Origin of the sequence: Nesterenkonia salmonea (assembly GCF_005771525.1) — a bacterium.
GTDB lineage: Bacteria > Actinomycetota > Actinomycetes > Actinomycetales > Micrococcaceae > Nesterenkonia > Nesterenkonia salmonea.
This window is the reverse complement of record NZ_VAVZ01000017.1, coordinates 1-24,177: the sequence shown is the minus strand read 5'-3', so window position 1 is coordinate 24,177 and position 24,177 is coordinate 1. Positions and strand designations below refer to the sequence as shown.

General features: G+C 60.5%; 23 protein-coding genes. 10 read left to right on the top strand and 13 right to left on the bottom strand.

Going from position 1 to position 24,177, the window contains the following annotated elements:
- Positions 1 to 19: 19 nt before the first annotated feature.
- The gene (locus FEF26_RS07435; protein WP_138252910.1) at positions 20 to 658 is read left to right on the top strand and encodes an NADPH-dependent FMN reductase; all 639 of its coding nucleotides are present in this window, start codon (positions 20 to 22) and stop codon (positions 656 to 658) included.
- Positions 646 to 2,193 (top strand): MFS transporter, encoded by a 1,548-nt coding sequence (locus FEF26_RS07430; RefSeq protein WP_138252909.1) that lies wholly within the window; start codon positions 646 to 648, stop codon positions 2,191 to 2,193. The genes FEF26_RS07435 and FEF26_RS07430 overlap by 13 nt, the downstream gene beginning before the upstream one ends.
- Here FEF26_RS07430 and FEF26_RS07425 read toward each other — a convergent pair.
- Positions 2,180 to 5,197, bottom strand: coding sequence for an AfsR/SARP family transcriptional regulator (locus FEF26_RS07425; protein ID WP_138252908.1), 3,018 nt, complete (start codon positions 5,195 to 5,197; stop codon positions 2,180 to 2,182). The two genes, FEF26_RS07430 and FEF26_RS07425, sit on opposite strands and share 14 nt — an antisense overlap.
- 47 nt (positions 5,198 to 5,244) lie before the next feature.
- Here FEF26_RS07425 and FEF26_RS07420 point away from each other — a divergent pair, with 47 nt between their 5' ends.
- Positions 5,245 to 6,249: an aldo/keto reductase family protein gene (locus FEF26_RS07420; RefSeq protein WP_138252907.1), complete on the top strand. Its 1,005-nt coding sequence runs from the start codon at positions 5,245 to 5,247 to the stop codon at positions 6,247 to 6,249.
- 101 nt (positions 6,250 to 6,350) lie between these two features.
- The gene (locus FEF26_RS07415) at positions 6,351 to 7,430 is read left to right on the top strand and encodes a prolipoprotein diacylglyceryl transferase (RefSeq protein ID WP_138252906.1); all 1,080 of its coding nucleotides are present in this window, start codon (positions 6,351 to 6,353) and stop codon (positions 7,428 to 7,430) included.
- Positions 7,431 to 7,452: 22 nt separating this feature from the next.
- Here the strand turns inward: FEF26_RS07415 and FEF26_RS07410 are convergent, their stop codons facing one another.
- The 3 genes from FEF26_RS07410 to FEF26_RS07400 all read right to left on the bottom strand — a co-directional run bounded on the left by FEF26_RS07410 (position 7,453) and on the right by FEF26_RS07400 (position 10,351).
- Complete coding sequence (locus FEF26_RS07410) at positions 7,453 to 8,223, bottom strand: winged helix-turn-helix transcriptional regulator (RefSeq protein ID WP_138252905.1); 771 nt, start codon at positions 8,221 to 8,223, stop codon at positions 7,453 to 7,455.
- A gap of 129 nt (positions 8,224 to 8,352) precedes the next feature.
- A complete protein-coding gene (locus tag FEF26_RS07405) occupies positions 8,353 to 9,456 on the bottom strand; it encodes an enoyl-CoA hydratase/isomerase family protein (protein ID WP_138252904.1) in 1,104 nt (367 codons plus the stop codon).
- A gap of 49 nt (positions 9,457 to 9,505) precedes the next feature.
- Entirely contained in the window at positions 9,506 to 10,351 is an 846-nt protein-coding gene (locus FEF26_RS07400; protein ID WP_138252903.1) for an HpcH/HpaI aldolase/citrate lyase family protein, read from the bottom strand.
- A gap of 177 nt (positions 10,352 to 10,528) precedes the next feature.
- Here FEF26_RS07400 and FEF26_RS07395 point away from each other — a divergent pair, with 177 nt between their 5' ends.
- On the top strand, positions 10,529 to 11,215 hold the full coding sequence (locus tag FEF26_RS07395) for a GerMN domain-containing protein (protein WP_166432951.1): 687 nt from the start codon (positions 10,529 to 10,531) through the stop codon (positions 11,213 to 11,215).
- 23 nt (positions 11,216 to 11,238) lie between these two features.
- On the opposite strand, the gene FEF26_RS07390 is transcribed toward FEF26_RS07395, so the two are convergent.
- From FEF26_RS07390 to FEF26_RS07375, 4 genes are read right to left on the bottom strand one after another with little or no spacing between them, the layout of a single operon-like run.
- Positions 11,239 to 12,666 (bottom strand): dihydrolipoamide acetyltransferase family protein, encoded by a 1,428-nt coding sequence (locus FEF26_RS07390; RefSeq protein WP_138252901.1) that lies wholly within the window; start codon positions 12,664 to 12,666, stop codon positions 11,239 to 11,241.
- Complete coding sequence (locus tag FEF26_RS07385) at positions 12,666 to 13,649, bottom strand: alpha-ketoacid dehydrogenase subunit beta (protein ID WP_138252951.1); 984 nt, start codon at positions 13,647 to 13,649, stop codon at positions 12,666 to 12,668. The genes FEF26_RS07390 and FEF26_RS07385 overlap by 1 nt, the downstream gene beginning before the upstream one ends.
- A gap of 56 nt (positions 13,650 to 13,705) precedes the next feature.
- A complete protein-coding gene (locus FEF26_RS07380) occupies positions 13,706 to 14,845 on the bottom strand; it encodes a thiamine pyrophosphate-dependent enzyme (protein WP_138252900.1) in 1,140 nt (379 codons plus the stop codon).
- 30 nt (positions 14,846 to 14,875) lie between these two features.
- Positions 14,876 to 15,982, bottom strand: a complete 1,107-nt coding sequence (locus tag FEF26_RS07375) for a histidinol-phosphate transaminase (RefSeq protein ID WP_208012868.1) — start codon at positions 15,980 to 15,982, stop codon at positions 14,876 to 14,878.
- A 44-nt stretch (positions 15,983 to 16,026) separates the two neighbouring features.
- Here FEF26_RS07375 and FEF26_RS07370 point away from each other — a divergent pair, with 44 nt between their 5' ends.
- Positions 16,027 to 16,416 (top strand): phage holin family protein, encoded by a 390-nt coding sequence (locus tag FEF26_RS07370; RefSeq protein WP_138252899.1) that lies wholly within the window; start codon positions 16,027 to 16,029, stop codon positions 16,414 to 16,416.
- 2 nt (positions 16,417 to 16,418) lie between these two features.
- Here the strand turns inward: FEF26_RS07370 and FEF26_RS07365 are convergent, their stop codons facing one another.
- Both FEF26_RS07365 and FEF26_RS07360 read right to left on the bottom strand, forming a co-directional pair.
- On the bottom strand, positions 16,419 to 17,930 hold the full coding sequence (locus FEF26_RS07365) for an alpha/beta family hydrolase (RefSeq protein WP_138252898.1): 1,512 nt from the start codon (positions 17,928 to 17,930) through the stop codon (positions 16,419 to 16,421).
- Positions 17,931 to 17,954: 24 nt separating this feature from the next.
- Positions 17,955 to 18,467 (bottom strand): hypothetical protein, encoded by a 513-nt coding sequence (locus FEF26_RS07360; protein ID WP_138252897.1) that lies wholly within the window; start codon positions 18,465 to 18,467, stop codon positions 17,955 to 17,957.
- A 187-nt stretch (positions 18,468 to 18,654) separates the two neighbouring features.
- Here FEF26_RS07360 and purB point away from each other — a divergent pair, with 187 nt between their 5' ends.
- Positions 18,655 to 20,064 carry an adenylosuccinate lyase gene (gene purB, locus FEF26_RS07355; protein WP_243730476.1) on the top strand — a complete coding sequence of 470 codons (1,410 nt, stop codon included), beginning with the start codon at positions 18,655 to 18,657 and terminating at the stop codon, positions 20,062 to 20,064.
- Positions 20,061 to 20,645, top strand: coding sequence for a sugar O-acetyltransferase (locus FEF26_RS07350; protein ID WP_138252895.1), 585 nt, complete (start codon positions 20,061 to 20,063; stop codon positions 20,643 to 20,645). The genes purB and FEF26_RS07350 overlap by 4 nt, the downstream gene beginning before the upstream one ends.
- A gap of 6 nt (positions 20,646 to 20,651) precedes the next feature.
- On the opposite strand, the gene FEF26_RS07345 is transcribed toward FEF26_RS07350, so the two are convergent.
- The 3 genes from FEF26_RS07345 to FEF26_RS07335 all read right to left on the bottom strand — a co-directional run bounded on the left by FEF26_RS07345 (position 20,652) and on the right by FEF26_RS07335 (position 22,697).
- Entirely contained in the window at positions 20,652 to 21,077 is a 426-nt protein-coding gene (locus FEF26_RS07345) for a VOC family protein (RefSeq protein WP_138252894.1), read from the bottom strand.
- A gap of 68 nt (positions 21,078 to 21,145) precedes the next feature.
- The gene (locus FEF26_RS07340) at positions 21,146 to 21,844 is read right to left on the bottom strand and encodes a Pr6Pr family membrane protein (RefSeq protein WP_138252893.1); all 699 of its coding nucleotides are present in this window, start codon (positions 21,842 to 21,844) and stop codon (positions 21,146 to 21,148) included.
- 49 nt (positions 21,845 to 21,893) lie between these two features.
- On the bottom strand, positions 21,894 to 22,697 hold the full coding sequence (locus FEF26_RS07335; RefSeq protein WP_166432950.1) for a SurA N-terminal domain-containing protein: 804 nt from the start codon (positions 22,695 to 22,697) through the stop codon (positions 21,894 to 21,896).
- Between the two features lie 163 nt (positions 22,698 to 22,860).
- Between FEF26_RS07335 and FEF26_RS07330 the strand changes: the two genes are divergently transcribed.
- A complete protein-coding gene (locus FEF26_RS07330) occupies positions 22,861 to 23,127 on the top strand; it encodes a helix-turn-helix transcriptional regulator (protein WP_243730475.1) in 267 nt (88 codons plus the stop codon).
- A complete protein-coding gene (locus tag FEF26_RS07325) occupies positions 23,124 to 23,876 on the top strand; it encodes a hypothetical protein (RefSeq protein ID WP_138252891.1) in 753 nt (250 codons plus the stop codon). Before FEF26_RS07330 ends, FEF26_RS07325 begins: the two co-directional genes overlap by 4 nt.
- The last annotated feature ends 301 nt before the right edge of the window (positions 23,877 to 24,177 follow it).

Below are 24,177 nucleotides of genomic sequence, written 5' to 3'. Positions count from 1 at the left end.
GCGCCGAATGGAGAAACTCATGAACACGCCTACTCTCGCAATCGTCGTCGGAAGCATCCGCCCGGACCGCTTCGGCCCCACCCCAGCACGCTGGTTCGCCGCCGAAGCCGAACGCCACGGCACCTTCAAGGTCGATCTCATCGATCTGGCAGATTATGACCTGCCCATGGAACTCGGCGGCAACGACCCCGACGGAGAGCCTCCAACCGCCGTTACTGCACTCGGCAAGCGCTTGGCAGCAGCCGACGCCTTCGTACTCGTCACACCGGTCTACAACCGCAGTTACTCAGCCGCGCTGAAAACCGCCATCGACTGGTTCTACGGCGAATGGGCGCTGCGGCCGGTGTCGTTCATCTCTTACGGCGGTTTCACTGGCGGCCTCACGTCCATAGAACACCTACGAGGCATCTTTCCTGAGTTCCCTGCGGTCACCACCAAGAGCTTCATTGCGCTGGCGAACTTCTGGAAGACCTTCGATCACGACGGACGGCCGGTGGACTCCGCGGCACTGCGCACACCAGCCACCGAGGTGCTGGATGAACTCTCCTGGTGGGCCCCAATGCTGCGCGACGCCCGAGAAAACCGCCCCTACCCAGGTATGGACTTCGACGTGGTACCCGCAGAGCAGCATCAGGAGATTCCGGCATGGGCAACCTGACAGACGATCACCAGGATGCCTCTGGTAGTCACGCGCCCCGAGCATCTAAGAGACAGTGGGCCGGATTGATCATTATGGTCATTCCACTGTTTATGCTCTCCACGGATATCACTGTCCTGTACCTAGCGATGCCCGCGATTGTTTCCGACCTCATGCCCGTGGGGGCACAGTCGCTGTGGATCTTGCACATCGGCGAGTTCCTCAGTGCAGCAACCATTATTACCTTCGGCCTACTGGCCAGACGCATAGGGGCGCGCCGACTGTTGCTGGGGGCAGTCGCGGTCTACGGTGCGGCGTCACTGATCGCAGCGTACGCCCTCAACGCAGAGATGCTCATCATGGGTCGCGCGCTACTGGGGGTCGCTGCTGCAGCATTTACTCCTGCGGGGATGGTGCTGATCCGCAGGGCCTTTAGAAACCCCAAGCAGTACAACGTGGCCTTCGCTGCCTACATGGCAGCATTCGCCGGCGGCATGGCAGCCGGACCACCCTTCGGCGGACTGGTCTTAGAGTACTTCTGGTGGGGCGCCGTCTTCCTCATCAACGTACCCATCGCAGCGGTGCTATTCATCGGAGGGCCGTTCCTTCTGGAACGCAATCATGCTGATCGCCACGTGCGCATCGATATGCTCTCAGTGGTTCTCTCCATTGCGATGATCCTGGCCCTGGTCTACGGCTTGCAGGAGCTGGCAGCTGGTGGCTTCGCCGGTCTGCCCCTGGGCTCCGCAGGTCTAGGAGTTGGGTTGCTGCTGCTATTCATCCGCCGCCAGCGCACCAGCTCGAACCCACTGCTGGACTTAGCGCTGTTCCGCAACCGCACCTTCCGGCTCATGCTCATACTGATCTTCACCGCCATGTTCGGCATGACGATGGCCGATATGCTGCTGCCTCAGTACCTCCAGTTGGTCCGTGGGATGAGTCCGCTGCAGACGGGATTGTTGCTACTGGCTCCGGCCTTGGGTGCTACTGCGGGCACGATGCTCACTCCGATTCTGGCGGGAGCGCGGAGGAAGGCGCTACCCTTGGCGGCGACAGTCGCGATCGCTGGAACAGCTTCAGGATTCCTGGTCTTGCTGCTGCCTGGCGGGAGCTTGCTGAGCATCATTGCGGCACTGACCTTGATCTCGATTGCGGGCGCACCCTTCATGACCCTGGTATCCCAGATGCTCATCAGTGCAGTCCCAGAAGAGAAAACCGGTTCAGCCACGGCTGTACAAGATGTCACAGCCGGGCTTGGTATGGCCTCCTCGCTGGCTTTCCTCGGCGCCGGCGCGCTGGTGATCTACCGGAGAGTTCTCACCGCCCAAGTCGACGGCGAGGTGCCCGCAGAGGCCGTGACCGCCGCAGGTGAGAACTTCGGCGTTCCCACATCTGTGGTTCGAGACCTCAGCCTGAACGAGGGGGCCCTGCTGGTATCAGCGGCGGAGACCGCGTTCACGACCACAACTCAGTCCGGGTACCTGGTCTACGCCGTCTCCAGCGCTGTTCTGGTGTCGATGGTGTTGCTGCTGCGCCGTTTCGTCAGGATCGGCTGAATTGCAGGCCAGTCGGAAGGGACTCTTCGCCGAGGAACCGAGCAAGCCCCCGGCTGGCAACAGCACGATCCTCGGCGGAGAACCCTTCCAGGAGTTCCGCAGCGCGCTCATAGTCTCCCCTGGTGTGCGCCACGACAGCTTCCATTGCCTCGATTGAGGCGGTAGCGAAGACAAATGCGGTGCGTTGAGCCAGTTCACGTGCACTCTCCAGGTGTGATTCGGCCGTTGTGAGATCTCCCTTGCGAAGCGCATTGACCGCCTGCACCGATCGCCAATAGGCGACCTCCCCGTTGAGCCCAAGATCAGCACTGAGCGCGGCGGCCTGATTGGTGAGCTCGAGGGCATTCTCAGTTCGGCCTTCGGTCTCCGCCAACAGATGCTGGACTGCAAGCACCTGGGTCAGCCCGTAGGCATCGCCGTGGTCCCGGAGAATGCGCTCCGCGTCGTGGCCGTCGGGTAACCCTTTCGGCGAAATCCCCCAGTACTCCAACAGAAACCAGTCCCGCTGGGTGGAGGCGAAGGCTGCCCCTGCGAGCTCACCCACGTCTAGCAGGTGTTGAATTGCTTCGTCAGCCAGGCGCTCACCGGGTGTCCGATACTCCTCCTCGGCAAGCAGACAAGTGGCTGCGAACCATTGGACCTGCATTTTGGCTAGCAGCCCGGACTCGTCGTCGGCGAAACCGTCCAAAGAGGCAAGAACGCGCTCGATATGCCCTTCCAGTTGCTGGTCTTCCAGCACCGTGGCGAGCACCGCCACTTGAGCATAGGCGTGTTGGTCAGCAGGCGTTTCCCCGGGCTGGGCGCAGGCCACCACTGCAGGCAGTTCTTCGATGATGGAGTCGATGTGGCCGGTCATCCATCGGTACCAGAACGTGTTCAGGACGAGGGCTACGGCGTCAGCGCCGTCCCCTCGGTGCAGCGCCACATGTAGTGCGTGTGACAGGTGCGGACGAGCTTCGCCGAGGGAACGCACCCAGTCTCGAGCGCGGGGGCCAAAGAGGTATTCTCTGGCGCACTCGACCTGGTTCCGATAGTAGGACAGGTGTCGCAGCTCCACTGCTTCACGCTCCCCGGCCTCAGCCAACTTTTCAGAAGCGTAGGTTCCCACGGTCTCCAGCAGCCGGTACCTGATCTCGCCATCGACGTTCACCGTGGACACCAGACTGCGTTCCACCAGGCGTGCCAGAATCGGCAGAACGCGCCCACGCGACAAGAAGTCACGAGGGCTCGAATCCTTAGCGGCACTCCACGCGCCGGGAGCTTCCTTCAGCGGCGCAGGCTGTCGCGGAGAATCAGCGCAGATCGACTCCATCACATCGAGCTTCCACGTGACCGGGTGAACGGAGAGTCGGCGCATCAGGATGCGCTCCTGATCATCCAACAAAGACCAGCTCCAGTCCAACATGCCCCGGAGAGTCTGCTGTCGGCGTGGAGCCGCGCGGCCTGGCCGGGACAGCAGGTCCAGTCTGTCTGTGATCCGTTCTAGGAGCTCAGCCACGGAGAGGACATTGGTGCGGGCTGCAGCCAGCTCCAAAGCTAGGGGCAGTCCGTCCAAGCGGCGGCACAACTCTGCTACAGCCTCGAGAGCGGCCTCGTCGACTTCCAGTTCCGGGTTCACTGTGCGCGCCCGTGAGATGAAAAAACCTACAGCCGGACTGGCACCTCCGTTGACCGGCAGACGCGGCACTACGTAGCGCTGTTCTTCCGGCAAAGCCATCGGTTCCCGACTGGTGGCAAGTACGCGGAGGGTGGGAACCCGCACCAGCAGTTGGCTCACGAGAATCGAGGCCTCATCGATCACATGCTCGCAATTGTCAAAGATCAGCAGTACATCCCTGGCCTCCAGCGCGGCGGCAATGCGTTCTGTGAGATCGCCACCGCCCTGCCGTGGCGTTGAGAGGTCCAGCGCAGCCGCCACCACGCGTGCAATTCGATCCCCGGGTTCGCGCACCGACTCAGAGGTGCGCTCTGGGACCTCGGAGAGGTCCACAAACCATGCTTCAGCAGCGCGGTGATCCGCGGCGGTGTGAGCGGCCTGGACCGCCAAACGGGTCTTGCCGATACCGCCGATGCCCAGCAAGGTGACCAATCGGTGTTCAGCAAGCAGCTCACCAACAGTCTTGATTTCTTCAGCGCGCCCGAGGAACGGCGAGGCGTAGGCAGGCAGGCGTCTAACGCCAAGTGTTGCAGGTGAGTCCTGTTCAGCCGCTGAAGGTGCTGCCGATTCCGGGCTACTGCCCTGACCTGCCAGCGGGTCTAGTCCTGAATCCTGCTGAAGGATTCTTGTGTGGAGCTCCCGAACCTCCGGGGCAGGGTCGACCCCGTACTCCTCTGCCAGGTGACTGCGCATCCGTTCGTAGGCGGCCAATGCTTCCGGTTGGCGACGACTGCGGTAATAGGCCAGCATCAGAGCGGCCACGAGCCTTTCCCTGGCTGGGTTCTCGGCCACATGTGGAACCCCCAAAGAGACAGCCTGCTCAGCTTCACCCACCGCGGTCAGAGCTTCGGCGCAGAACTCAACCGCCTGCAGGCGAACCTCCATCAACTCAGCAACATCAGATGCGAGCCACAGCTCGTCACGAAACTCGCCGTAAGGCGTCCCTCGCCATAACTGCAGAGCCTCCTTCAACGCACGGACCCGATTCTGATCAGCAGGCAAGCTCAGGGCCTTACGGACCAAGCGACGGAAATCGGCGGCGTCGAGCTTCTCTTCTGAAACGCGGAGGCGGTAACCGCCTGGCTCTCGAACCAATATCTTGTGACCAGCCGGAGTGGCCGCATCCAGCAGTGACCGCAACTGAGACAGCTTGGCCTGCAGGACCCTTCGCGGGTTGGCGGGCAGGTCCTCACCCCAAACCCGATCGATCAGAGTATCGACAGAGACTGTTTCTCCAACGGAAGCTGCTAGAGACACCAGCAGTGCACGGACCTTGCGCTCGGGCACGTCAACGATGCCTCCGGCGTCGTCCCGAAGCCTCACCGGGCCCAGCACATCAATCCTCATGATTCGATTGTATGGTTCTGGTCACTAGGCACCGATAGGGTATGGAGATGAAATTTCGATACTTGGGCAACAGCGGACTGAAGATCTCGGAAATCACCTACGGCAATTGGCTCACCCACGGGTCACAGATTGAGAACGACGTCGCCACCGAGTGTGTTCACGCCGCTCTAGACGCTGGCATCACGACTTTTGACACTGCCGATGTTTACGCCAACACAGTCGCCGAGCAGGTTCTTGGTGACGCCCTGCGTGGTCAGCGACGGGAGTCCTTGGAGATCTTTACCAAGGTGTACTTCCCCACCGGCCCGAGTGGCCCCAACGACACAGGGCTTTCCCGAAAGCATATTATGGAGTCCGTCAACGCCTCGCTGAAGCGGTTGCAAACCGACTATGTGGACCTCTACCAGGCCCACCGGTTCGACTATGAGACCCCTCTGGAAGAGACCATGCAAGCCTTCGCTGATGTGGTGCGCTCAGGAAAGGCTCTCTACATTGGTGTCTCCGAATGGACAGCCGAGCAGCTCCGGGCAGGTCACGCCCTCGCCAAGGAATTGGGATTCCAGCTCATCTCCAACCAGCCGCAGTACAACATGCTGTGGCGAGTCATCGAACCTGAAGTCGTCCCAGCTTCTGAGGAGTTGGGCATCAGCCAGATCGTCTGGTCCCCCATCGCGCAGGGAGCCCTCACTGGCAAGTACCTGCCCGGTGAGCCGTTCCCAGAAGGCTCCCGTGCCTCTGACTCCGAAGGGGGCGCGTGGTTCATTGAGCGGTATCTCAACGAAGATATCCTCGAGGCGGTCCAGAAACTTAAGCCCATTGCTGAGGATCACGACCTGACTTTGGCACAGCTGGCTATCGCCTGGGTACTGCAGAACCCCAATGTGGCATCCGCTCTGGTCGGTGCCTCCCGGCCCGGCCAAATAGCCTCCAACGTTGCCGCTGCCGGCGTCACCTTGGACTCGGCTGCCATGGAATCGATCGACGCAGTAGTAGGCCACCTGGCTCAGGACGACCCAGCTCTGACTACTTCACCAGAAGAGCGCCTCACCTAAAGCACAAACCACTCGCGACGCCGCTGACCTGGCGGTTTGAAGCATGCCCTACACTAGGTTCTGTGGTTTCTGGAAAGGCAGGGGGACCCACTTGCTCTCCCGTGCGCATTTTTTCTGCCCTAGCCCTAGCGGTCGGGCTCATGCTGGGCACTACCAGTGTCGCTTTGGCCTCCCCTGAACCGGACGGAACAGAAGTACCTACCGAGGACGCAAAAGGCACCCAAGACGAGGATGCCGAGGTTGAGATCGACGAGGACGTTGAAGACTCAAGCCCCACTCCTTCGCCCACTGAGACGGCCACCTCCGAACCTACTCCGACCCCTACGGAGACGGATCCGGACCGCGAACTGAATAACGGCGAGACAGATATTGGTGGGGAGACCACACCGCCGCCACCTGAAGGCGTGGCCGTGAACTGCTACAACGCCACGGTGACAGCAGGCCAAAGCACAACTGTCACCTGCAACACGGACCCGTCCAGCGCGACTCTGTCGGTAAACTCCGTCTCGCAGATCGGCGGAAACCTCACTACCAATGGCAATCAGCTTGTCTATGAAGCCCCTGCCGAAGTGGCCACAACCACAACCGATGACTTCACCGTCATCGCGAGTGCACCGGACCACGAAAATGGAACGGCCCAGGTGACCTTCACTGTCGAACCAGCCGCCGACTCGGCTGAGACCTCCCCCACTCCCCCCCAAACCACAACATCACCTGCGGATGAGGATGACAGCGCCACACCGGAAAACGGTGAAGGCGCGGACAACGTGCCAGAAGCGGATGACTCACCGACCCAGGAGTCAGGGCTCGAGGAGGCGGATCCGGCTCAAACACCTTCGGCGGCGCCTGGTAACACTTCCGGCCAGCCCACAGTCACGGTCCAACCACCTGGGGCGCCGGCCACAGTTGAAGAGCAGACCCCCGCCGGTTCTATGCTGCTCCCGGTGCCGGGGATGCCTGGACTGATCGAACTCATCATTCCACCATCGGATGGAGCGGTCGGATCCGGCCCGTCGGCTGGTGCAGAGGAAACGGACCCCTCCCCTGAAGCGGAAAGCGGCAATGAGCAGGGTTCTCTGGCGCGGACCGGCACCGGTGCGGCATTCAGCGCTGCGGCGCTGGGTGGACTGGCTGTTGCGCTGGGCGCGAGTGTTCTCTTCACTTCTCGCCGACTACGCTAATGTTCCTGCGCGCAAGCGTGAACTAAGAATCCGACGCTTCTCCGGTCGCTTCGGCTGGTCGTGCCGGACGCAGCACATAGCCTGCTCCACGGACTGTGTGAATCATGCGAGGCATGCCCGCTTCAATTTTCTTACGCACGTAGCTGACGTAGAGCTCCACAATATTGGCCTGTCCGGCGAACTCGTACTCCCACACCTCCTGGAGGATCTGAGATTTGGGAAGCACTGTGCGCGCATGACGCATCAAGAGCCGCAGTAGCCGAAATTCGGTATCTGATAAGTCAATGTCTCTTCCGGCTCGAGTCACAGTGCGGACGGAAGTATTGAGTTCCAAATCTCCGACAATGAGTCGTTCTCCATCCCGTTGAGCGGGGAGCCTTCCGGTGAGGAAATGCAGCCGCCTCAAGGACTCCTCCACTGCGATTGAACCGACCATATGGTCATCAATGGGGTGACAAAGCGTCAGGATGTCCTCCTGGGGAGCGTCGGCGTCGAACCAGGCCAAGACGGCAGTGTCGTCATTTCCCGATCGGAGGTCATCGACCGCATCCTCCAGCGCCGGGGCCCGTCTGGCTAACCTGGCATCAACGACCAATAGGCTCGGGGACTCTTCGGCATGGAGCTGTCGGGCCTCAGCGCCGCTGGCCGACTGAAGCACTTTGACGTCGAGACTCCGCAACCGTTGGGTCAGTTCGTTCCTCGCAGGGGAAGGCCCACCAAGAATGAGCACAGGAGAGCTAATGCGCAGCGGCTGGGCAGGCTCAGAGCGGGCGGGTTCGTCCCTGCCTTCCATACGAGTCCTCTCAGATTCTGGCAGCAAGTCCACTGCGTGCGGCGCTGCGCAGAAACACCGCTGACCAGATCATATCCAGCTTCGCGGCCCCACGTTGCATGCGTGGCCTGAGAGTGGACCCGTAGATGCTCAGGAAAAGGTCAAAATTTTTGACGGAACAGGAGTGAAGTAATGGTCGACCAGCTCTTCATCAACAGCCTCCAACGAACTCGGACTCCACGAGGGTGAGCGGTCCTTGTCAATGAGTTGAGCGCGGATTCCTTCTCGGAAGTCGTGTGAGCGCAGCGCGTGGACAGCGATCGTGTACTCCTGACTGAGGGCACCTTCCAATCCCAGTTCCCGCGCCCCACGGATCGCACGGAATGCCACACGAACCATAGTGGGCGATTTAGTGCGCAGGGTGCGGGCCGTCTCTGCTGCCTCCGGCACACGCTCACCGAGGTCATCCAGCACCCGGAGAACCTCGACGACGCTCTCCTGGGAGTATGCCTCATTAACCCATTCGGCACCTTCCAACGCGGAGGGTTCGGGTTCGCGGAGAAATTCGGGCAAGACGCGCTCCACATCCTCCACGGTCAATTCGTGTATCAACGCGTCAATCGAGTCGGATGCTATGAGTGAATCTGCCAGACCGAGGTGAATCGCGTCAGCGGCTGATAAGTGCACCCCAGTCAATCCTGCGTGGACGCCTAGCTGTCCCGGGGCACGGCCTAGGAGGTAGGTGCCACCAACATCTGGGGAGAAACCGATGGTGGTCTCGGGCATTCCGATTCGGCTGCGCTCGGTGACAATACGGTGAGAGCCATGGGCGGAAACCCCCACACCGCCTCCGAGAACTACACCATCCATGAGAGCGATGTACGGCTTGGAATACCGAGCGATGTACTGATTCATCCCATACTCTGAGGCGAAGAAGCCTTCCGCCGTGAAATTTGCCCGATATTCGGGGCGACCATCTGGCAGAGAGCCGCCGCCGTCTTGGTCTTGAAGCTCCACCATCTCTCGATAGACGCTGGCCACATCACCCCCAGCGCAGAGGCCTCGGTCACCGGCGCCACGAATGAGCACCTGAGCCACTGCGGGGTCGTCTGCCCAGTCCTCCAACTGCACACGGATAGAATCACACATGAGCCCAGTCAGAGAGTTCAGCGACTTAGGGCGGTTGAGCGTGATGATCCCCAGGTGGCCCCGCACCTCGAATGCGACGTCGCCCGTAAAGGTTTCTCTTCCCATCAGAACCTCCTTGTTCTCTGGTCAGCTCACATCCACTTGATGCGTAAGTTTAGGCGTTCCACAGCCCGTAGGAGTCAGCCAATGAGGCGATCTTCTGCGCCCGTGCCAAGCGTGGCAAATACGATCCGTCACCTATCGAAGCGCCACTTTCATGAGCAGCGATGAGCTCCAACGCCCAGGAGACCTCATCGTCAGAGGGGCTCAAGCCCTGATTGACCAGTTCGACCTGCGCACGGTTGAGCGAGAGCTTGCCCGTCATGCCCATATCTGCAGTCACTTGGCATGCTTGAGCGATCGCAGTCTCGTCAGCGTTGACCTCGGTAGGGCCATCAATGGCACCTGGCAGCCCACCGACCCGTGAAGCCACCACGAGCCGCGAGCGCGCATATGCCAGCGCCATGGGGTCCGCAGAGACGCCTACGTCTTTGCGGAAGTCATTGGTGCCGAACGCCAGCCGAAAAGTGCCTGGGGCCGATGCGATCTGAGTGGCGTTTTCAACCCCGAGAGCTGACTCGAGGAGCGCGATCACCGGTGTGCCGGCACGCAGGCGCATCGCGGTGTAAGTCACCTGATCAGGGCGCTCAGTTTCGGCCAACATGACACCGCGCAGCCCGTCAGCTTTCGACAGGGCAGCCACATCATCTTCCCAGTGCTCACTGGTAGTGGGGCTGATCCGCACCCAAGCCGTCATGCCGCCGTTGAGTGCGCTCATCACCGACTCACGCGCCGAAGCCTTCAGCGAGTCCGGGACGGAGGCCTCAAGATCGAAGATCACAGAGTCGGCCTCACTGGCCAAACCGGGGGCGAAATCCTCTTCCTTGGCGGCGTTGATAAGCAGCCAAGAGCGGGAGAGCTTGGCGGGCAGCGCAGCGGCTCGACGGTTCCTGATAGGCATGAACTCAGCCTACCCGAGTGGAGCTCTGACAAGATGATGAAGGACGATTTGCGGCAGCGATCCAGGAAGCACTCCGCGCCCGATGCAAGCTACACGTCCGGCACGAGGTCGACAGCGATCCGGCTCAGAGCCGCCCCCGATTCGGACTCATTCAGCAGAGGCTCGTATCCTGTCTCCATGACATCTGTCCCTACCTTCCGCGGTGTCTTCTCCGCGTTCGCCGTTTTGGCGCTCTTCGGCCTCTCAGCGTGCAATGGGGACTCCGGTGACGATGACGCAGGTGGGGCCCCAGATCCCGCGCAGGAGGCTGCGGAGGAAGAGATTCCGGATAATCCTCTCCCTGAACCAGAATTCGGCGACGATGAGACTGTCGCGCTCCCCCTGGGCCTTGTCAGCCCCCCCGGATATGACTGGGAGATCTACAGCTCCGATGACGAATTCCAACCGGATCAACCTCACAGCCACCAGGTCGCTCGGACGGAAATGTTCGGCTGCCAGGACTACATCTCCGTCATGCACAGCGTTCCGATGGTCACAGAGAATCCCACAGAGTCAGCGTTGGAGTACCTGATCTCTATGGACACATCTCAGCACGGCAGTCCGGCCTTCCTGAATCCGTTGGCATCCTCTGGCCTGGAGGTCACAGGAGTCGAGCAGGACAACGACACCGTCACAGTGAATCTCACCGGCTTCGCAGGAAGCACCGATCAGTGCCAGTCATGGCAGATTCTGAAACAGATTGAGACGACGGCTCGAGCCGCAACTGGTGCTCAACAGGCTGACATTGTCCTCGATGACGTGCCCCTGGCTGCCCAATTGGGTTTAGAGGACACCACCCCGTTGACAATCCACAGCCTGGACTAAGAGTACTTTCGCTTATCCGCCCATTAGGCCATGAGCAGCCCTGGTTGTTCCATCACGGCAGCGACATCTGAGATGAACGCCCCGGCGAGGTCCCCATCGATCAGGCGATGGTCGAAGGATCCGCCAATGGTCATGATCTGCCGCGGAGCAATCTGGCCCCCCACGACCCACGGTTTTGTCCGCACTGCTCCGAGGACAACGATCGAGGCTTGCCCTGGCGGGAGGATCGGAGTACCGAAATCAAGACCCAGAGATCCGATGTTGGTGATCGAGACCGTCCCTCCCTGCATTTGGGCCGGTGTTGTTTTGCCTTCCCTGGCCTCCGCAGTCAACGCAGTGAGGGCTGCTGCCAGACCGAGGGGAGTGTAAGCCTGAGCATCATGGATGACCGGGACGACCAACCCTCGAGGTGTTGCCGCGGCGATTCCGAGATTCACGTAATTGCACAGCGTGTAGTGAGATCCGTGCCACGTCGCGTTGACCTGAGGGTTTTTCCTCGCAGCCCGGATGATCGCCTGAGCGGCGAACAGCATAGGAGAAACGCTTAGGTTCTCATAGGCAGGGTCATTGCGCAGCGCCGCCCGGAGCTCCATCATGCGGGTGACATCAACCTCTTTGAACACCGAGACGTGTGGCACCTCTGAGGCGGAGGCAGAGACGTTGAGCGCAGTTGCTTTGCGCACGCCTCGAACTTGTACCTGCTCTTCCCGCGGCCCTTCGTAGAGGGAGACGCTTTCAGGGCTCTGCTGAGAGCCGGAAAATTGCTGCGCCTGGGCCTCAACGTCTTCACGGGTGATCCGGCCGTCCCTCCCAGTCCCCACCAGTTGGACAACGTCCAGACCGAACCTCTTCGCCAGAGCTCGTACCGGCGGGGCAGCCCTGCGGACCACCTCCGCCGCGGAGTGCCCCAACGCTGAAGCAGGACTTCGTCCGTCTTTGCGGCCGTTTCCGCCGCGGACCCCCAAGTCTGAGACATCAACGAGGTCTAGAGCTGCAGGTCGTGTGCGGGGCCGCGCTTTGGGCGCGTCAGCCTTGGGTCCTGATCCGACCAGCGCCCGGTTCTGCTCCTCGCCCGATCCCCGTGGTGACTGCTCCTGCTCTTGCTGGTGTTCCTCGGCGGGTGCCACTGAGGGCTTCTCCGAAGCTGGGGCTGCGGATGAGGCGGACTCTGCATTGGAGTCCGCCGAATCTGGCGGCGGGGCTCCACCGGAATCGGCCGCGCTGATTCTGATGAGGGGTTGCCCGACCTCGATCGTCTCGCCCTCACCGGCTACAAGTTCTTGGACAGTGCCGGCGAAAGGAATAGGAAGCTCGACGAGAGATTTCGCGGTCTCGATCTCGCAGACGACGTCGTTGACGTCAACTGTGTCGCCCTGGGAGACGCGCCATGACACGATTTCTGCTTCTGTGAGCCCTTCGCCCACATCAGGAAGATTGAAGGTCTGGCTCATCAGTGACCTCCTGCGTTCTCGTAGACAAAACTGCGTTCCAGGGCTTCGAGCATTCGATCGATGTCTGGCAAGTACCGGTGTTCCTGTCCTGAAGGCGGGTACGGCATGTGGAACCCTCCGACTCTCAGCACGGGAGCCTGCAACCTGTGGTAAGCACGTTCGGAAACTCTGGCAGCAATCTCCGCTCCGAAACCGCCGAAGGTTGGTGCTTCGTGGGCGACGACGAGGCGTTGGGTTTTCGCCGCAGACCGGGCGATGGTCTCATCATCAAGTGGGCTGATGGAACGAACGTCGACTACTTCCACGCTTCTGCCCTGGTCAGCGGCCACTTCAGCTGCGGCCAGTGCGACGGGAACCAGCGGACCATAGGTGGCAAGTGTGACATCGGTACCTTCTCTGAGCACTTGAGCGGTGAAGGCGTCGGGCGCGGGTGTGTCGAAGTCGACGGGGCCCTTGAGCCAGTACCGGCGCTTCGGCTCGAGCACGATCACCGGATCGACGCTGTTGATGGCTTGACGCGTCATCCAGTAGGCATCGTGAGGGCTCGACGGTGCGATGATGCGCAGCCCTGCTGTGTGGGCGAACAATGCCTCAGGGGACTCGGAGTGATGCTCGATCGAGCCGATGTGACCACCGTAGGGCAACCGAATGGTGACGGGCACTGTCACGGCACCATCGGTGCGGTTGTGCACTTTAGCCAGCTGAGTAGTGATCTGGTTGAACGCGGGGAAGACGAATCCGTCGAACTGGATCTCAGCGACCGGGCGATAACCACGCATCGCCAACCCTATGCAGGCACCAATGATCCCGGATTCGGCCAGTGGCGAGTCGATGACACGATCGGGGCCGAATTGCGCCTGCAACTTGTCGGTGACTCGGAAGACACCGCCAAGAGCGCCAATGTCTTCTCCAATGAGCAGGGTCTTCACATCGGCTGCCAACTCGTCAGCTAAAGCTCGGTTGATGGCTTTGGCAAGCGGCATAGGGGCGGGAGTGGTCACAGCTTCCTTCGGCTCGGCTTGTACTGCAGGTTCAGCACTCACTTGTCGGCCACCTGCCCTTCTTCAGCGAAGCCCGCCTCATAGTCCTTCAGCCACGCTTTCTCCATCTCAACCTGGCGGTGCGGTTCGGCGTAGACGGTGTCAAAGACGCGTTCAAGCTGCACCGGCTCCATGGTGTGGACAGCTTTCCGGAGTTGCTTGGCAAGTTCCGCGGCCTCCTGATCCACCTTGTCGGTGAAGGCCGCATCAATGACCGACGTGGATTCCAACCATGCCCGGTAGCGCGCAATCGGATCCCGGCTCTTCCACACTTCGAGTTCTTCTTTGCTGCGGTACTTCGTCGGATCATCCGCGGTGGTATGTGCCCCAATCCGGTAGGTCACAGCCTCCACCAGTTTCGGTCCGGACCCCGAGCGAATCTGCTCCGCCATGTAGCGGGTCACTGCGAAAGTGGCCAAGACATCGTTGCCGTCTACCCGCAGACCTTCAAACCCGTATCCAGCGGCGCGATGCGCCAGTGGCACCCGCGACTGGGTCTCCTGAGGCACTGAGATGGCCCAGTGATTGTTTTGGATGAAGTAGAGCATCGGCAGCTCGTAGGAACTTGCGAACACCATGGATTCATGGGCGTCCCCCTGGCTGGTGGCACCGTCACCGAGGCAGGCCAAGACGAGCTCGTTTTCTGGACGGCCCTCTGCGAGAGTCCCCGTTGCGACGTCTTGCTTGATGCCCATGCCCCACCCAGCAGCATGCATCACCTGGGATGCCAAGACCACGGAGTAGGCGTTGAAATTGTAGGCGTGTGGGTCCCAACCGGTGTGCCGTGTCGCCCGGAAGGTGCCCATCAACTCCTCAGGGGTGATCCCACGGTAAAGCGCCATGGCATGCTCCCGATAAGTCGGGAACACTCGGTCCGTCGGTTCCAAGGCAGCGATCGCGCCGATCTGTGCCGCTTCTTGTCCTAAGGCCGGCACCCACAGAGCCAACAAGCCCTGTCTCTGTAGCGACGTCGCCTCCGTATCGAATCGGCGTTCGAGCACCATATGCCGGTACAGCTCACGGAGAATCTCCTCGTCGAGGTCCTCGATGTACTTGCTGAAGATCGGGTGCTCAGTGAGCGTTCCATCCTCTGCGAGTAACTGCACCGGAGTTGGATCTGCCAGCCTAATATCGCTCATGTGATCCACGTCTCCCATGGGGTCATTGTTTCAGGAGAGTCCTGGTCGGCCGCTGTAGGTTCTGCACAACTGGATGAAACGGTCATTGGCTTCAGGTTCTCCGACGCTGACTCGAACGCCTTCTCCATCGAAGGGGCGCACGGCCAGGGCCTGGGCGCCGGCTGCCTGGGCGAAGTCGACCGAGGCGCTGCCCAGCGGAAGCCACACGAAGTTTCCTTGAGTTTCGGGGATCGCCCATCCGGCGTCAGCCAGAGCTGAAGCGACACGATCACGCTCTTGAACGATGGTTTCCACCCGCTGGTGCACCTCATCGATGTGGCTCAACGAGGCCATTGCCGCAGCTTCAGCGACCGCGCTGACGGCGAAGGGGACAGCCACCTTGCGGAGGTGGTCTGTTACCGCAGGCTGGGCGATGGCGTAGCCCACTCTCAGTCCGGCCAGGCCGTGAGCTTTGGAGAATGTTCTCAGAACCACAACGTTGGAGTGCTCCCGGTAGAGCGCCAGAGCATCCACCGGGTCCGCCGAACGAACGAATTCGAAGTATGCCTCGTCGATGACGACCACAATGTTCTGCGGAATGGTCTTCAGGAACTCGGTGACCTCTGTGTGAGTCAACGCGGGCCCGGTGGGGTTATTGGGGGTGCACAGCAGGATGGTTTTGGTGCGGTCGGTCACTGCCTCGGTCATAGCGGCCAGGTCGTGCCGACCGTCTTCGGCCACTGGCACGGCTACGTCTTGGGCTCCCGCTGTTCGCACCACAATCGGGTAGGCCTCGAAGGAACGCCAGGCGTAGATGACCTCATCTTTCTGCCCGTTCTGTCCTGTGCCGGCGAATGCACTGATCAATTGGGTCAGCGCCCCGAGGCTTCCGGCGCCGGTGACGATGTCGCTGAACGGAACCTGCAGCTGGTCAGCCAGCGCTTCACGGAGTGATTCGGCTCCGGGGTTGGGGTACCGGTGGAGAGTGGACACGTCGCGCAGCGCCTGAGCCGCTGCCGGTACGGGCCCCAGCGGGTTCTCGTTGGAGGAGAGCTTGTAGGGAGTAAACCCTTCAGCAGCCTGAGGCGGTTTGCCCGCGCTGTATGCCGGTAGGGCGGCGACCGCCTCACGCGGCGTAATGGGTGGTGTTGTGTTCACGCTTAATTCCTCGCTGTCCAGTGGGCCGTGAGAAGATTCATTCTGTGAGAATCCTACTGGCGATTTTGCTGAATGCACTGGCCCTTGCAGCTGCCGCTTTGTTGGTCCCCGGCATCCGGCTCGAAGGCTGGGGCGATGGGCTCGCAGCGGTTGTGTTGGCCTACGTGATCGTTGGCGCAGTTTTCGGGGTGGTGAATGTGGTCATCAAGCCGATCGTCGCGACCCTCTCCTTGCCGATCACCTGCTTGACCCTCGGGTTGTTCGCCATTGTCATCAATGGTCTGATGCTCATGCTCACCGCTTGGCTGACCACCTTCACTCCGGTGACGTTTGTGGTGGAGAGCTTCTTCTGGGATGCAGTGCTGGGCGCAATCGTTGTCTCACTGGTCTCTGCTTTACTGAACCAGTTCGTGGTCTCTCCCCAGCGGGCGTAGCCTCAGTCTAGGGGTAGCCGCCGCAACTCCTGAGCTCCGTCCTTGAGCGCGTCATAGAGGTATTCAAGGTCTTCGATGTTCTCCGCTTCCCACGGCAAAACGTGCTCAGGGGTTTCCATAGGTTGCCAGTGTGAATCAAAGACGTAGGTCTCAATCTCCTCGCCAAACATGAGTTGGGCCCGAAGTTCGTCGACGTGGTTTCGTTCAGCGATATCCAGCCATTCGGCATCGTTGTCTTCCAGCAGCTCTATGGCATCCACATTGTGCTCCCAGGTATGCGCTGATCCCGCAATGGACTCGACCTCGATGTCTGGATCCAGGTGGCTGTACTCGATGACCATCCGGTCGGCGGAGAGCTCGGGTCGCTCCCCGGTGATATGCGGCACCGGGTCGCGGGCGTCTTCAAAGTGGGTCACTTTGACTCCTGGAGCAGTAGCGCCCCCTGTGATGGGGCTAGCCACAGTGGTCACGGCACGCAGAGTGTACTTCTGCCGGAAATCCCTATTCTTCGCGATATTGGTAGCGTGCAGCCCTCCGAGACTGAATCCTGTCATGAAAACTTCCGCACGTTCCGGTGCCCCCACTTCTGCCAGCGCATCCTCAACAGCACTGGTCATATGAGCTGACTCGTTGGTGAGCCCATCCACCAGGCTCATCGGGCTGCGACCGTGTTCGACCTCAAAACCATCCACATCGATCCCTGGTAGGTGCACCGCGTACGCCGGCTCCATATTGGGACGAGGAATCACTGAGACCGCGATGTCTCCGTGCTCAGCTGTTTGGCCCACATGCTCGAAGTAGTTCGCAAGCGTTCCATCTGGTTGGAGGACATGTGTAGAGGCAATGTGCGGATCGATGACTTGTTCGTGGCGTCCCATCAGCGCCGGCATCAGTCCCGCGTGCTTATCTACGGCAATGATGGTGCTGAGGATGACGTCCAATGCAGGGTACTTCTTCAGCACATGTTCAATGCCCTGGGCGCCTCCGGTGACCAGCGTGGTGGCGAACCAATCGTAGGTGAAGCTTCGGTCTCCGTCAGGGTGAACCAAATGCTCCACAGCGATGCTTCCTTCTGCGGTGCGAACTCCAAGGTGGAACCATTGGTGCACAGTGGTCTCCATGTTTCGGTAGGCCTCATGTGCACGTTCGATCCCTACGGTTCCGTGGAGCAGGCTTTGCTCTGTCGCAGTGGCCGTGAGCACCACCTGGCCCAGTCGTATGTGCCAGGCTGGGACCTCCCAGTGCAAATGGGCGAAACCGCTTGCGGAGAACTCCTCGTAAACGCTGATGACCTCCCGCCGCAGTTGGGAGAAGGTCTCCGATGCCCGCTGGACGTGCATAGTGGATTCTCTCAGCGACTCCCATTCGAAGTTGATCCGAGTAGGTCCGCCTGACGTGCGAATCCGAAAGGGCGGGGTGCGCGGCCCGTGGTTCGCGGAGTCGATCAGAGCTGATGCGTTGTTACCTTGGCCCCCTCCCACGACCGGAACGTCCCAAATGTTGTTCAGTGGCATGGTGTGCGGGTCCTCCTGATGTGGTTAACCGGGCAGAATGGAGCCTCGGAGGTCTTCGTGGAGAAGTGACGGAATACCTCCGTGCCGATCGATGAATTCTGTGAAGCGTGAAGCGTGACCTTCCAACGCGCCCCTGGCCTCATGCCAGAGCCCTGTGAACTGGTCTGCAGCCCCTGAGGCCGCGTCTCCTAGAGGAATCCCGGACCCGGCGCTGAGCAGCGTCAATAGAGTCCGAGCTTGCTGGGCGTAATACCTGAGGTCTGCGGCGATCGCGTTAGCCTGTGCTGCCAGGGTAGAGACCTCTACGATCATCACTTCTGCAGGTAGCCGGAGTAGACCCAGCACAGCGCGGTATGCGTCACTGGCCATGGAGTCCCAGTTGACGTCCTCCGCACGGTCTAGCTCCCCCAGGTAGTCGGGCAACCGGGCGAGCACTCCGCGCAGCCTCCCTGCGGCGGCGTCGTAGGCCTCGGCGGCTCTTTCCAGCTCAATGGGGACAGTTCCGGCGTGGAATACCGTGTGTGGGTTAAGGATCATGGTGCCTTCTCGAGTCGTTCCTGCATGGTGACCTGCTGCAGAGCTGTGGGCTCAGGTAGCGAGCCTATGGAGTGCGTATCCCCCGCTGCGCAACCCAAAAACATGGTGTGTACCCTCCGGCGTGTCAGTCATCACCGCACGAGTGTGGGGATAACTCTGCTCCTCCAGCCGTGGAAGAATGACGGTCATGACCCGTGTTTCTCTTGCCTCTGCTGAACCTGCAATCGCCCTCGGAGCCCTGGACGGCCGTTACCGGTCGGCCGTATCGGGCCTGGTGGATCATCTCTCCGAGGCTGCGTTGAACCGCAACCGAATCCACGTGGAGGTCGAGTGGTTCATCCACCTCTGCCAGGAGCAGGTCCTGCCTGGACTGCCGGTCCTCGCTCAGCAGCAGTGCGCTGGACTGAGGGACATTGTGGAAACCTTCGGCTCGGAGGAGATTGCCGAATTAGCGGCCATCGAGGCTGAGACTGTCCACGACGTGAAAGCTGTAGAGTACTTCATCGCGCGCCGACTGGACGCTCTGAGCCTGGGCAACCTTGCGCCGCTGGTGCATTTCGCCTGCACTTCAGAGGACATCAACAACCTCGCCTACGCGGTGGGAATCCGTGACGCCGTCAGCAGTGTCTGGGAGCCCGCAGCTCGCCAGACGCTGCATAGTCTCACCACCCTCGCCGAGGACGCCGCCGCGACACCAATGCTGTCGCGCACCCATGGACAGCCCGCCACGCCCACCACGCTGGGCAAAGAGATCGCCGTGTTCGTTCACCGGCTGAACCGGCAGCTGGACCGCATTGGGAAGCAGGAGTTCCTGGGCAAGATCAATGGCGCCACCGGCACCTACGCGGCTCATTTGGCTGCCGCCCCGGACGTCGATTGGCCGAGTGTGGCGAAGTCCTTCGTCGAGCACCTCGGGCTGACGTTCAACCCGCTGACCACGCAGATCGAATCTCATGACTATCAGGCGGAGCTCTACGCCGATATCGCCAGGTTCAACCGGATCCTGCACGGGCTGTGCGTCGATATCTGGAGTTACATCAGCATCGGCTTCTTCCGGCAGATACCCGTGGCCGGAGCCACAGGTTCCTCCACCATGCCGCATAAGGTCAATCCGATCCGCTTCGAGAACGCGGAGGCTAACCTGGAGATTTCCAACGCCTTGTTGGACTCTCTGGGGTCGACGCTGGTGGAATCCCGCTGGCAGCGAGACCTCACTGACTCCTCCGGCCAGCGGAACATCGGCACTGCCCTGGGGCACTCGGTCTTGGCGTTGAACAATGTGACTAAAGGACTCAAACAGCTCGACGTCGCTGAGGAAACCATTGCCGCAGATCTAGACTCCAACTGGGAGGTCCTCGGTGAGGCCATACAGACGGTGATGCGGGCTGAGGCTGTCGCCGGCGTGGACGGAATGGAGAATCCGTACGAGCGGCTCAAGGAGCTGACGCGGGGGCGCCGTGTCGATGCGGAGAAGCTCAAGGACTTTGTTGCCGGTTTGGGACTTTCTGCGGCCGCCGAGGAGAGGCTGAAGAATCTCACACCATCCGGGTACACCGGTCTCGCGGCAACGCTCGCGCAGCAGTATGGTGCAGCTTGAGCTCCAGCCCTTACACACACAACCGGCGGAGCAACTACCAGAGGTTGCGCGACGGGGACTGGTACCAAGCTGATTCCGAGATCCTCAACAAGGCGTTCGCAGCCCAGCAGCTGGCACACCGATACAACACGCATGCCCATGAGGGGCGCATAGGCGAGGCCCAGGCACTGCTGGCCGAGCTGATCGGCCAGCTGGGACAGGACGTGCAGATCCGCCCGCCACTGCGAGTGGACTACGGGGCACACCTGTCGATCGGTGACCGAACCTTCGTCAACACCGGGCTCGTGGCGCTCGACGTCGCCCAGATCGTCATTGGCTCAGATTGTCTGATCGGACCCAACTGTCAGCTGCTCACACCAACCCACCCTCTGGAGCCAAGTCTCCGGCGCGACAAATGGGAGTCCGCCGAACCGATCACTCTTGAGGACAATGTGTGGCTCGGCGGGGGTGTGATCATCTGCCCCGGCGTGACGGTCGGAGAAAACTCGGTCATTGGGGCAGGTGCGGTCGTCACTCGAGACATTCCTGCGAACGTGGTGGCAGTCGGCAACCCGGCACGGGTGGTCAAAGAGTTGGGCTGACAGCTCTCAGTCTGTCGCGGCCACCAGGAACATCCACTCCACACCAAACTGGTCCTTCAGCTGACCGTATTTTGAGGAAGGGTCCCATGGTGCGGCGTCCAGCGGAACGACTACCTCCGATTCGGGCAGCAGCTGATGCCACCAGCCGACAATGCGGCTGTTCTCTTCCGGATCGTCCTCACTTGCGCTGAGGGCCAACGTGCCCAGTCCGTTGGACTGCTGACCAGGAAACACGTCTGCAGCCATGATTTGAGCACCTCGCTCAAGGTACACAGAGCTGTGCATAATGCGGTCCCGCGCCTCTCCTTGTTCATTCATACCCTCCTCATAGGTGAGCAACTCCGTTTCACCACCGAAAATAGAGGCGTAATATGTCACCGCATCACGGGCGGTGCCGTCGAACATGAGATACGGGGTCATTCCAAGTGCCATCGTCGTTCCTCATCCAAAGGTATGCTGTCACGCCCAGTCTGATCTCGATCTGGCCCAGAAGGGAATACCTACCGGCTAACTGAGCGGTAGATGACCCGGTCTATCCCCCACATCACACCTGCGATGGCCACAAAGGCCAGCAGTATGGACGCCACATAGGGCGCAACTCCGGCAGCACCCATGCCTGGAACATCAAGGATTGTGTACGGGTACCAGTCCAGCATGGGACCGCGCACAAGGGTCACCGCCAGCCACAGCAGAGGCAGGACTGTGGAGCCAGCGACGATTCGGGCGGTGACCCTGCCGTGCGGGCCGAAAATGAGCCAGACAATGGGCACCAACACCGGAACGATGATGTGCAGAACCTTGTCATTGAACAGCCACACACCGCTAAGTTCTGCGCCAGAGCGCAGCAAAAGGTTGAAAACCACCCCAGTGATGATCACTTGGACGACACCCGCCAAACGCAAGGTGCTGAATAGCCAGGATGTGCGAACTGGCTGAATAGCCAACAAGGCCGAGGTGACACACACCAGAAGCGCAGAGAGAAAAGTGAAGTACGCCGGCTGGTTGACGAGATGTGGCCACCCTGCCGAAAATCCTCCGGCATAGCCGACACCGTCGGGCAACTCTGTACCTGCGGTCCACCCCAGGTACAGCGAGCTGAGCAGACCAGCTGCGCAGAGCAACGCCACCCCAGCATGGACTGCCCTAGCAACCTGAGAGGATTGCCAGGGCAGTGCCGCCGTTTCCGGTGCTTTGGTCACATGGAGATTATCCCTCAGCTAGCTGGTGCGGCGTGCTTGCTACGGCGTTTTAGATGTGGACTTCAACATCGGCGTCTTCGCGCAGGTCATCGATATGAGCGAGAATCGCCTCATTCTCCTTCTGGGTGGACAGTTCCTCCTCAATCTGCGGACGCAGATCCTCAAGGGATGGGACCTCGGTCTCCTCACCGTCCTCACCTTCCATCTCCTGCATGGCTTCCTGCTGAGCGACCTGCTGCTCGTAAGCTTCTTCGATCTCATCCTCTGAAGGCTCTTCAACGTCTTTGGATTCGATGAGCTGGTTGATCATCACTTCCTGGGATACCTCTTCGCGGAGTTCCTCTTCGCTGATGCCCTGCTCTTCAGCAAGATCGAGGATTTCCTCCACGGTCTCGAGATCGTTTCGCTCAGCAAGGGCTTCCAGCTCTTCGTCGACTTCGTCCTCGCTCGCAGCGTAGCCCGAATCCTCTGCATCCTGGCTCAGCAGCTCCACTCCGATGAGACTGTCCAGAATCTGCTCCTGGAGTACTTCCTCATCCACGGACTGACCCGACATCTGAGCCTGCATGGCCATCTGCATGAACTGCTGCTCATAGGCGGTGCTGTATTCCTCGCCACTGATGTCCTCACCATTGACCTCAGCCACCACGTCTGGGACGTCCTCAAGGTCTGGCTCTGGCATCTCGGGCTGCTCGGGGTCTTCGCCAGGTTCTGCGCCCTCAGCGGCGGCGTCTCCGTTCTCAGTCTGTTCGGCCGCATCTCCACCGTTATCAGGCGCGTCGGCATCGTCGTTATCGCAGGCAGCGAGCCCGAAGAGCAGCGCAGCCGCAGCCACCGAAGTGACCAGTTTCATGCTATGGGTCATGTCCATTTGCCGAGTACCTCCTAATTGCGGACGAAACCGCAGGGTAGCAGTCCAGCCACAACGATGCACTCAGCCCTTCACCAGCAAAATACAAGATCAAGAGTGACAAATATCCTTGACTTTCTATGTCAAGTTAAGTTGTCATGTGGTGATGATGTCTCGCAAGGCAAGCCCTCCTGCCGCAGCGGGGACTCGCGATCACCCGGTGCGAGTTCTCCGGAAAGATCTGCGGATGACCCAGGCGGAACTGGCAGGGTCAGTGGGCGTGAGCAGACAGACCATCGTGGCAGTCGAGCAAGGCGACTACGCACCGTCAGTGTTTTTAGCGTTGCGCATAGCTCGGCTGCTGGGCACCACCGTAGAGGTGCTCTTCGGCGCAGGGGAGCCGGTTCCTGAGAAGTCAGAAAGGCGAACATGAAACGCAGGGGCAATGTCATCGATTCAGCTGCTGAACAGTTGGTGAACATCGACAATGCGAACTACGCCGACGAACGCGAACGATCGGTATACCTGGAGGCTCAGGCATTCGGCATGCAGCTCTCGTTCCTCATGTGTTGGCTGGGAGCCCTCGTTGTGGCGGCCACCGGACACGTGGGGGCCTCACTGGCACTGATCGTGGCACCGGTTGTGCCGGCACTCGGTGCCCAGTGGTTCGCGGCCCGTCGCGGAGTGAGCACGTACAGGATTCTTGCCTGCGGCCCTCTTACGAAGACACTGGGCTGGGTATGCATCCAGGCGCTGCTTCTGTTCGGAACCTGCGCTGCCCTGGTGTACCGGGCCTACTACGGCCAGGGGCTCTGGCACATGACAGTAACTTTTGAGGTCGTCGGTGAGGAGCTCCAAAACGCTCTCACGGTGGGGGCGATCCTGGGATTAGGACTCGCCGCGCCCCTTACCGTCATCATCGTGCTCGGCATCATCATCAGTCAGCGTCGACAAGAAATCCGGGAGAGGGAGTCCGGTGAGGCAGATGACCACCAGAGTGGACTAGCAACGATTACCCGGTCACGCCTGGTTCCCGCCACGGGTGTCTTTGTGGCTGTTCTCTCCGTAGTGCCCCTCATCATCGCGGAGGCGGACGGCTTCACGATCCTCCTCGCCGTGGCAGGTGTCCTCTACGGCGCCGTCCTTGTCGGGTTCCATAAGAAGTCGCGAACCACCTACTAGTCCATTTCGATACCGAGTTGATACCGAGAATTGAGCCCATGTTCAGTTGGAGTTCGCAGTCTGGGGAAGGCTGATGGAAGCGACGCTGAAAGACCCTGAATCATGCGCAGAAGTCGACTAATCACAATAACCTCGCTGAGTTCTCTGTCGCTGCTGGCCCTGGCTGCCTGCAACGGGAACGACGACGCTGCGCCCGAGTCTGACCCGAATGGCACGACACAGACAGAGACCGAAGAACCTAGTGGTGTGTCTCGTAAATAGTTAGGCCGTCTGGGGATAGAATGGAGTATGTCTGCTCCAG

Coding starts and splice junctions, on each gene's coding strand:
- FEF26_RS07335 (WP_166432950.1), bottom strand. CDS start 22,697: ATGAAACTGGTCACTTCGGTGGCTGCGGCTGCGCTGCTCTTCGGGCTC.
- FEF26_RS07360 (WP_138252897.1), bottom strand. CDS start 18,467: ATGATCCTTAACCCACACACGGTATTCCACGCCGGAACTGTCCCCATT.
- FEF26_RS07395 (WP_166432951.1), top strand. CDS start 10,529: ATGACATCTGTCCCTACCTTCCGCGGTGTCTTCTCCGCGTTCGCCGTT.
- FEF26_RS07435 (WP_138252910.1), top strand. CDS start 20: ATGAACACGCCTACTCTCGCAATCGTCGTCGGAAGCATCCGCCCGGAC.
- FEF26_RS07425 (WP_138252908.1), bottom strand. CDS start 5,197: ATGAGGATTGATGTGCTGGGCCCGGTGAGGCTTCGGGACGACGCCGGA.
- FEF26_RS07405 (WP_138252904.1), bottom strand. CDS start 9,456: ATGGGAAGAGAAACCTTTACGGGCGACGTCGCATTCGAGGTGCGGGGC.
- FEF26_RS07385 (WP_138252951.1), bottom strand. CDS start 13,649: ATGCCGCTTGCCAAAGCCATCAACCGAGCTTTAGCTGACGAGTTGGCA.
- FEF26_RS07430 (WP_138252909.1), top strand. CDS start 646: ATGGGCAACCTGACAGACGATCACCAGGATGCCTCTGGTAGTCACGCG.
- FEF26_RS07365 (WP_138252898.1), bottom strand. CDS start 17,930: ATGCCACTGAACAACATTTGGGACGTTCCGGTCGTGGGAGGGGGCCAA.
- FEF26_RS07330 (WP_243730475.1), top strand. CDS start 22,861: ATGATGTCTCGCAAGGCAAGCCCTCCTGCCGCAGCGGGGACTCGCGAT.
- FEF26_RS07410 (WP_138252905.1), bottom strand. CDS start 8,223: ATGGAAGGCAGGGACGAACCCGCCCGCTCTGAGCCTGCCCAGCCGCTG.
- FEF26_RS07420 (WP_138252907.1), top strand. CDS start 5,245: ATGAAATTTCGATACTTGGGCAACAGCGGACTGAAGATCTCGGAAATC.
- FEF26_RS07390 (WP_138252901.1), bottom strand. CDS start 12,666: ATGAGCCAGACCTTCAATCTTCCTGATGTGGGCGAAGGGCTCACAGAA.
- purB (WP_243730476.1), top strand. CDS start 18,655: ATGACCCGTGTTTCTCTTGCCTCTGCTGAACCTGCAATCGCCCTCGGA.
- FEF26_RS07345 (WP_138252894.1), bottom strand. CDS start 21,077: ATGGCACTTGGAATGACCCCGTATCTCATGTTCGACGGCACCGCCCGT.
- FEF26_RS07325 (WP_138252891.1), top strand. CDS start 23,124: ATGAAACGCAGGGGCAATGTCATCGATTCAGCTGCTGAACAGTTGGTG.
- FEF26_RS07380 (WP_138252900.1), bottom strand. CDS start 14,845: ATGAGCGATATTAGGCTGGCAGATCCAACTCCGGTGCAGTTACTCGCA.
- FEF26_RS07400 (WP_138252903.1), bottom strand. CDS start 10,351: ATGCCTATCAGGAACCGTCGAGCCGCTGCGCTGCCCGCCAAGCTCTCC.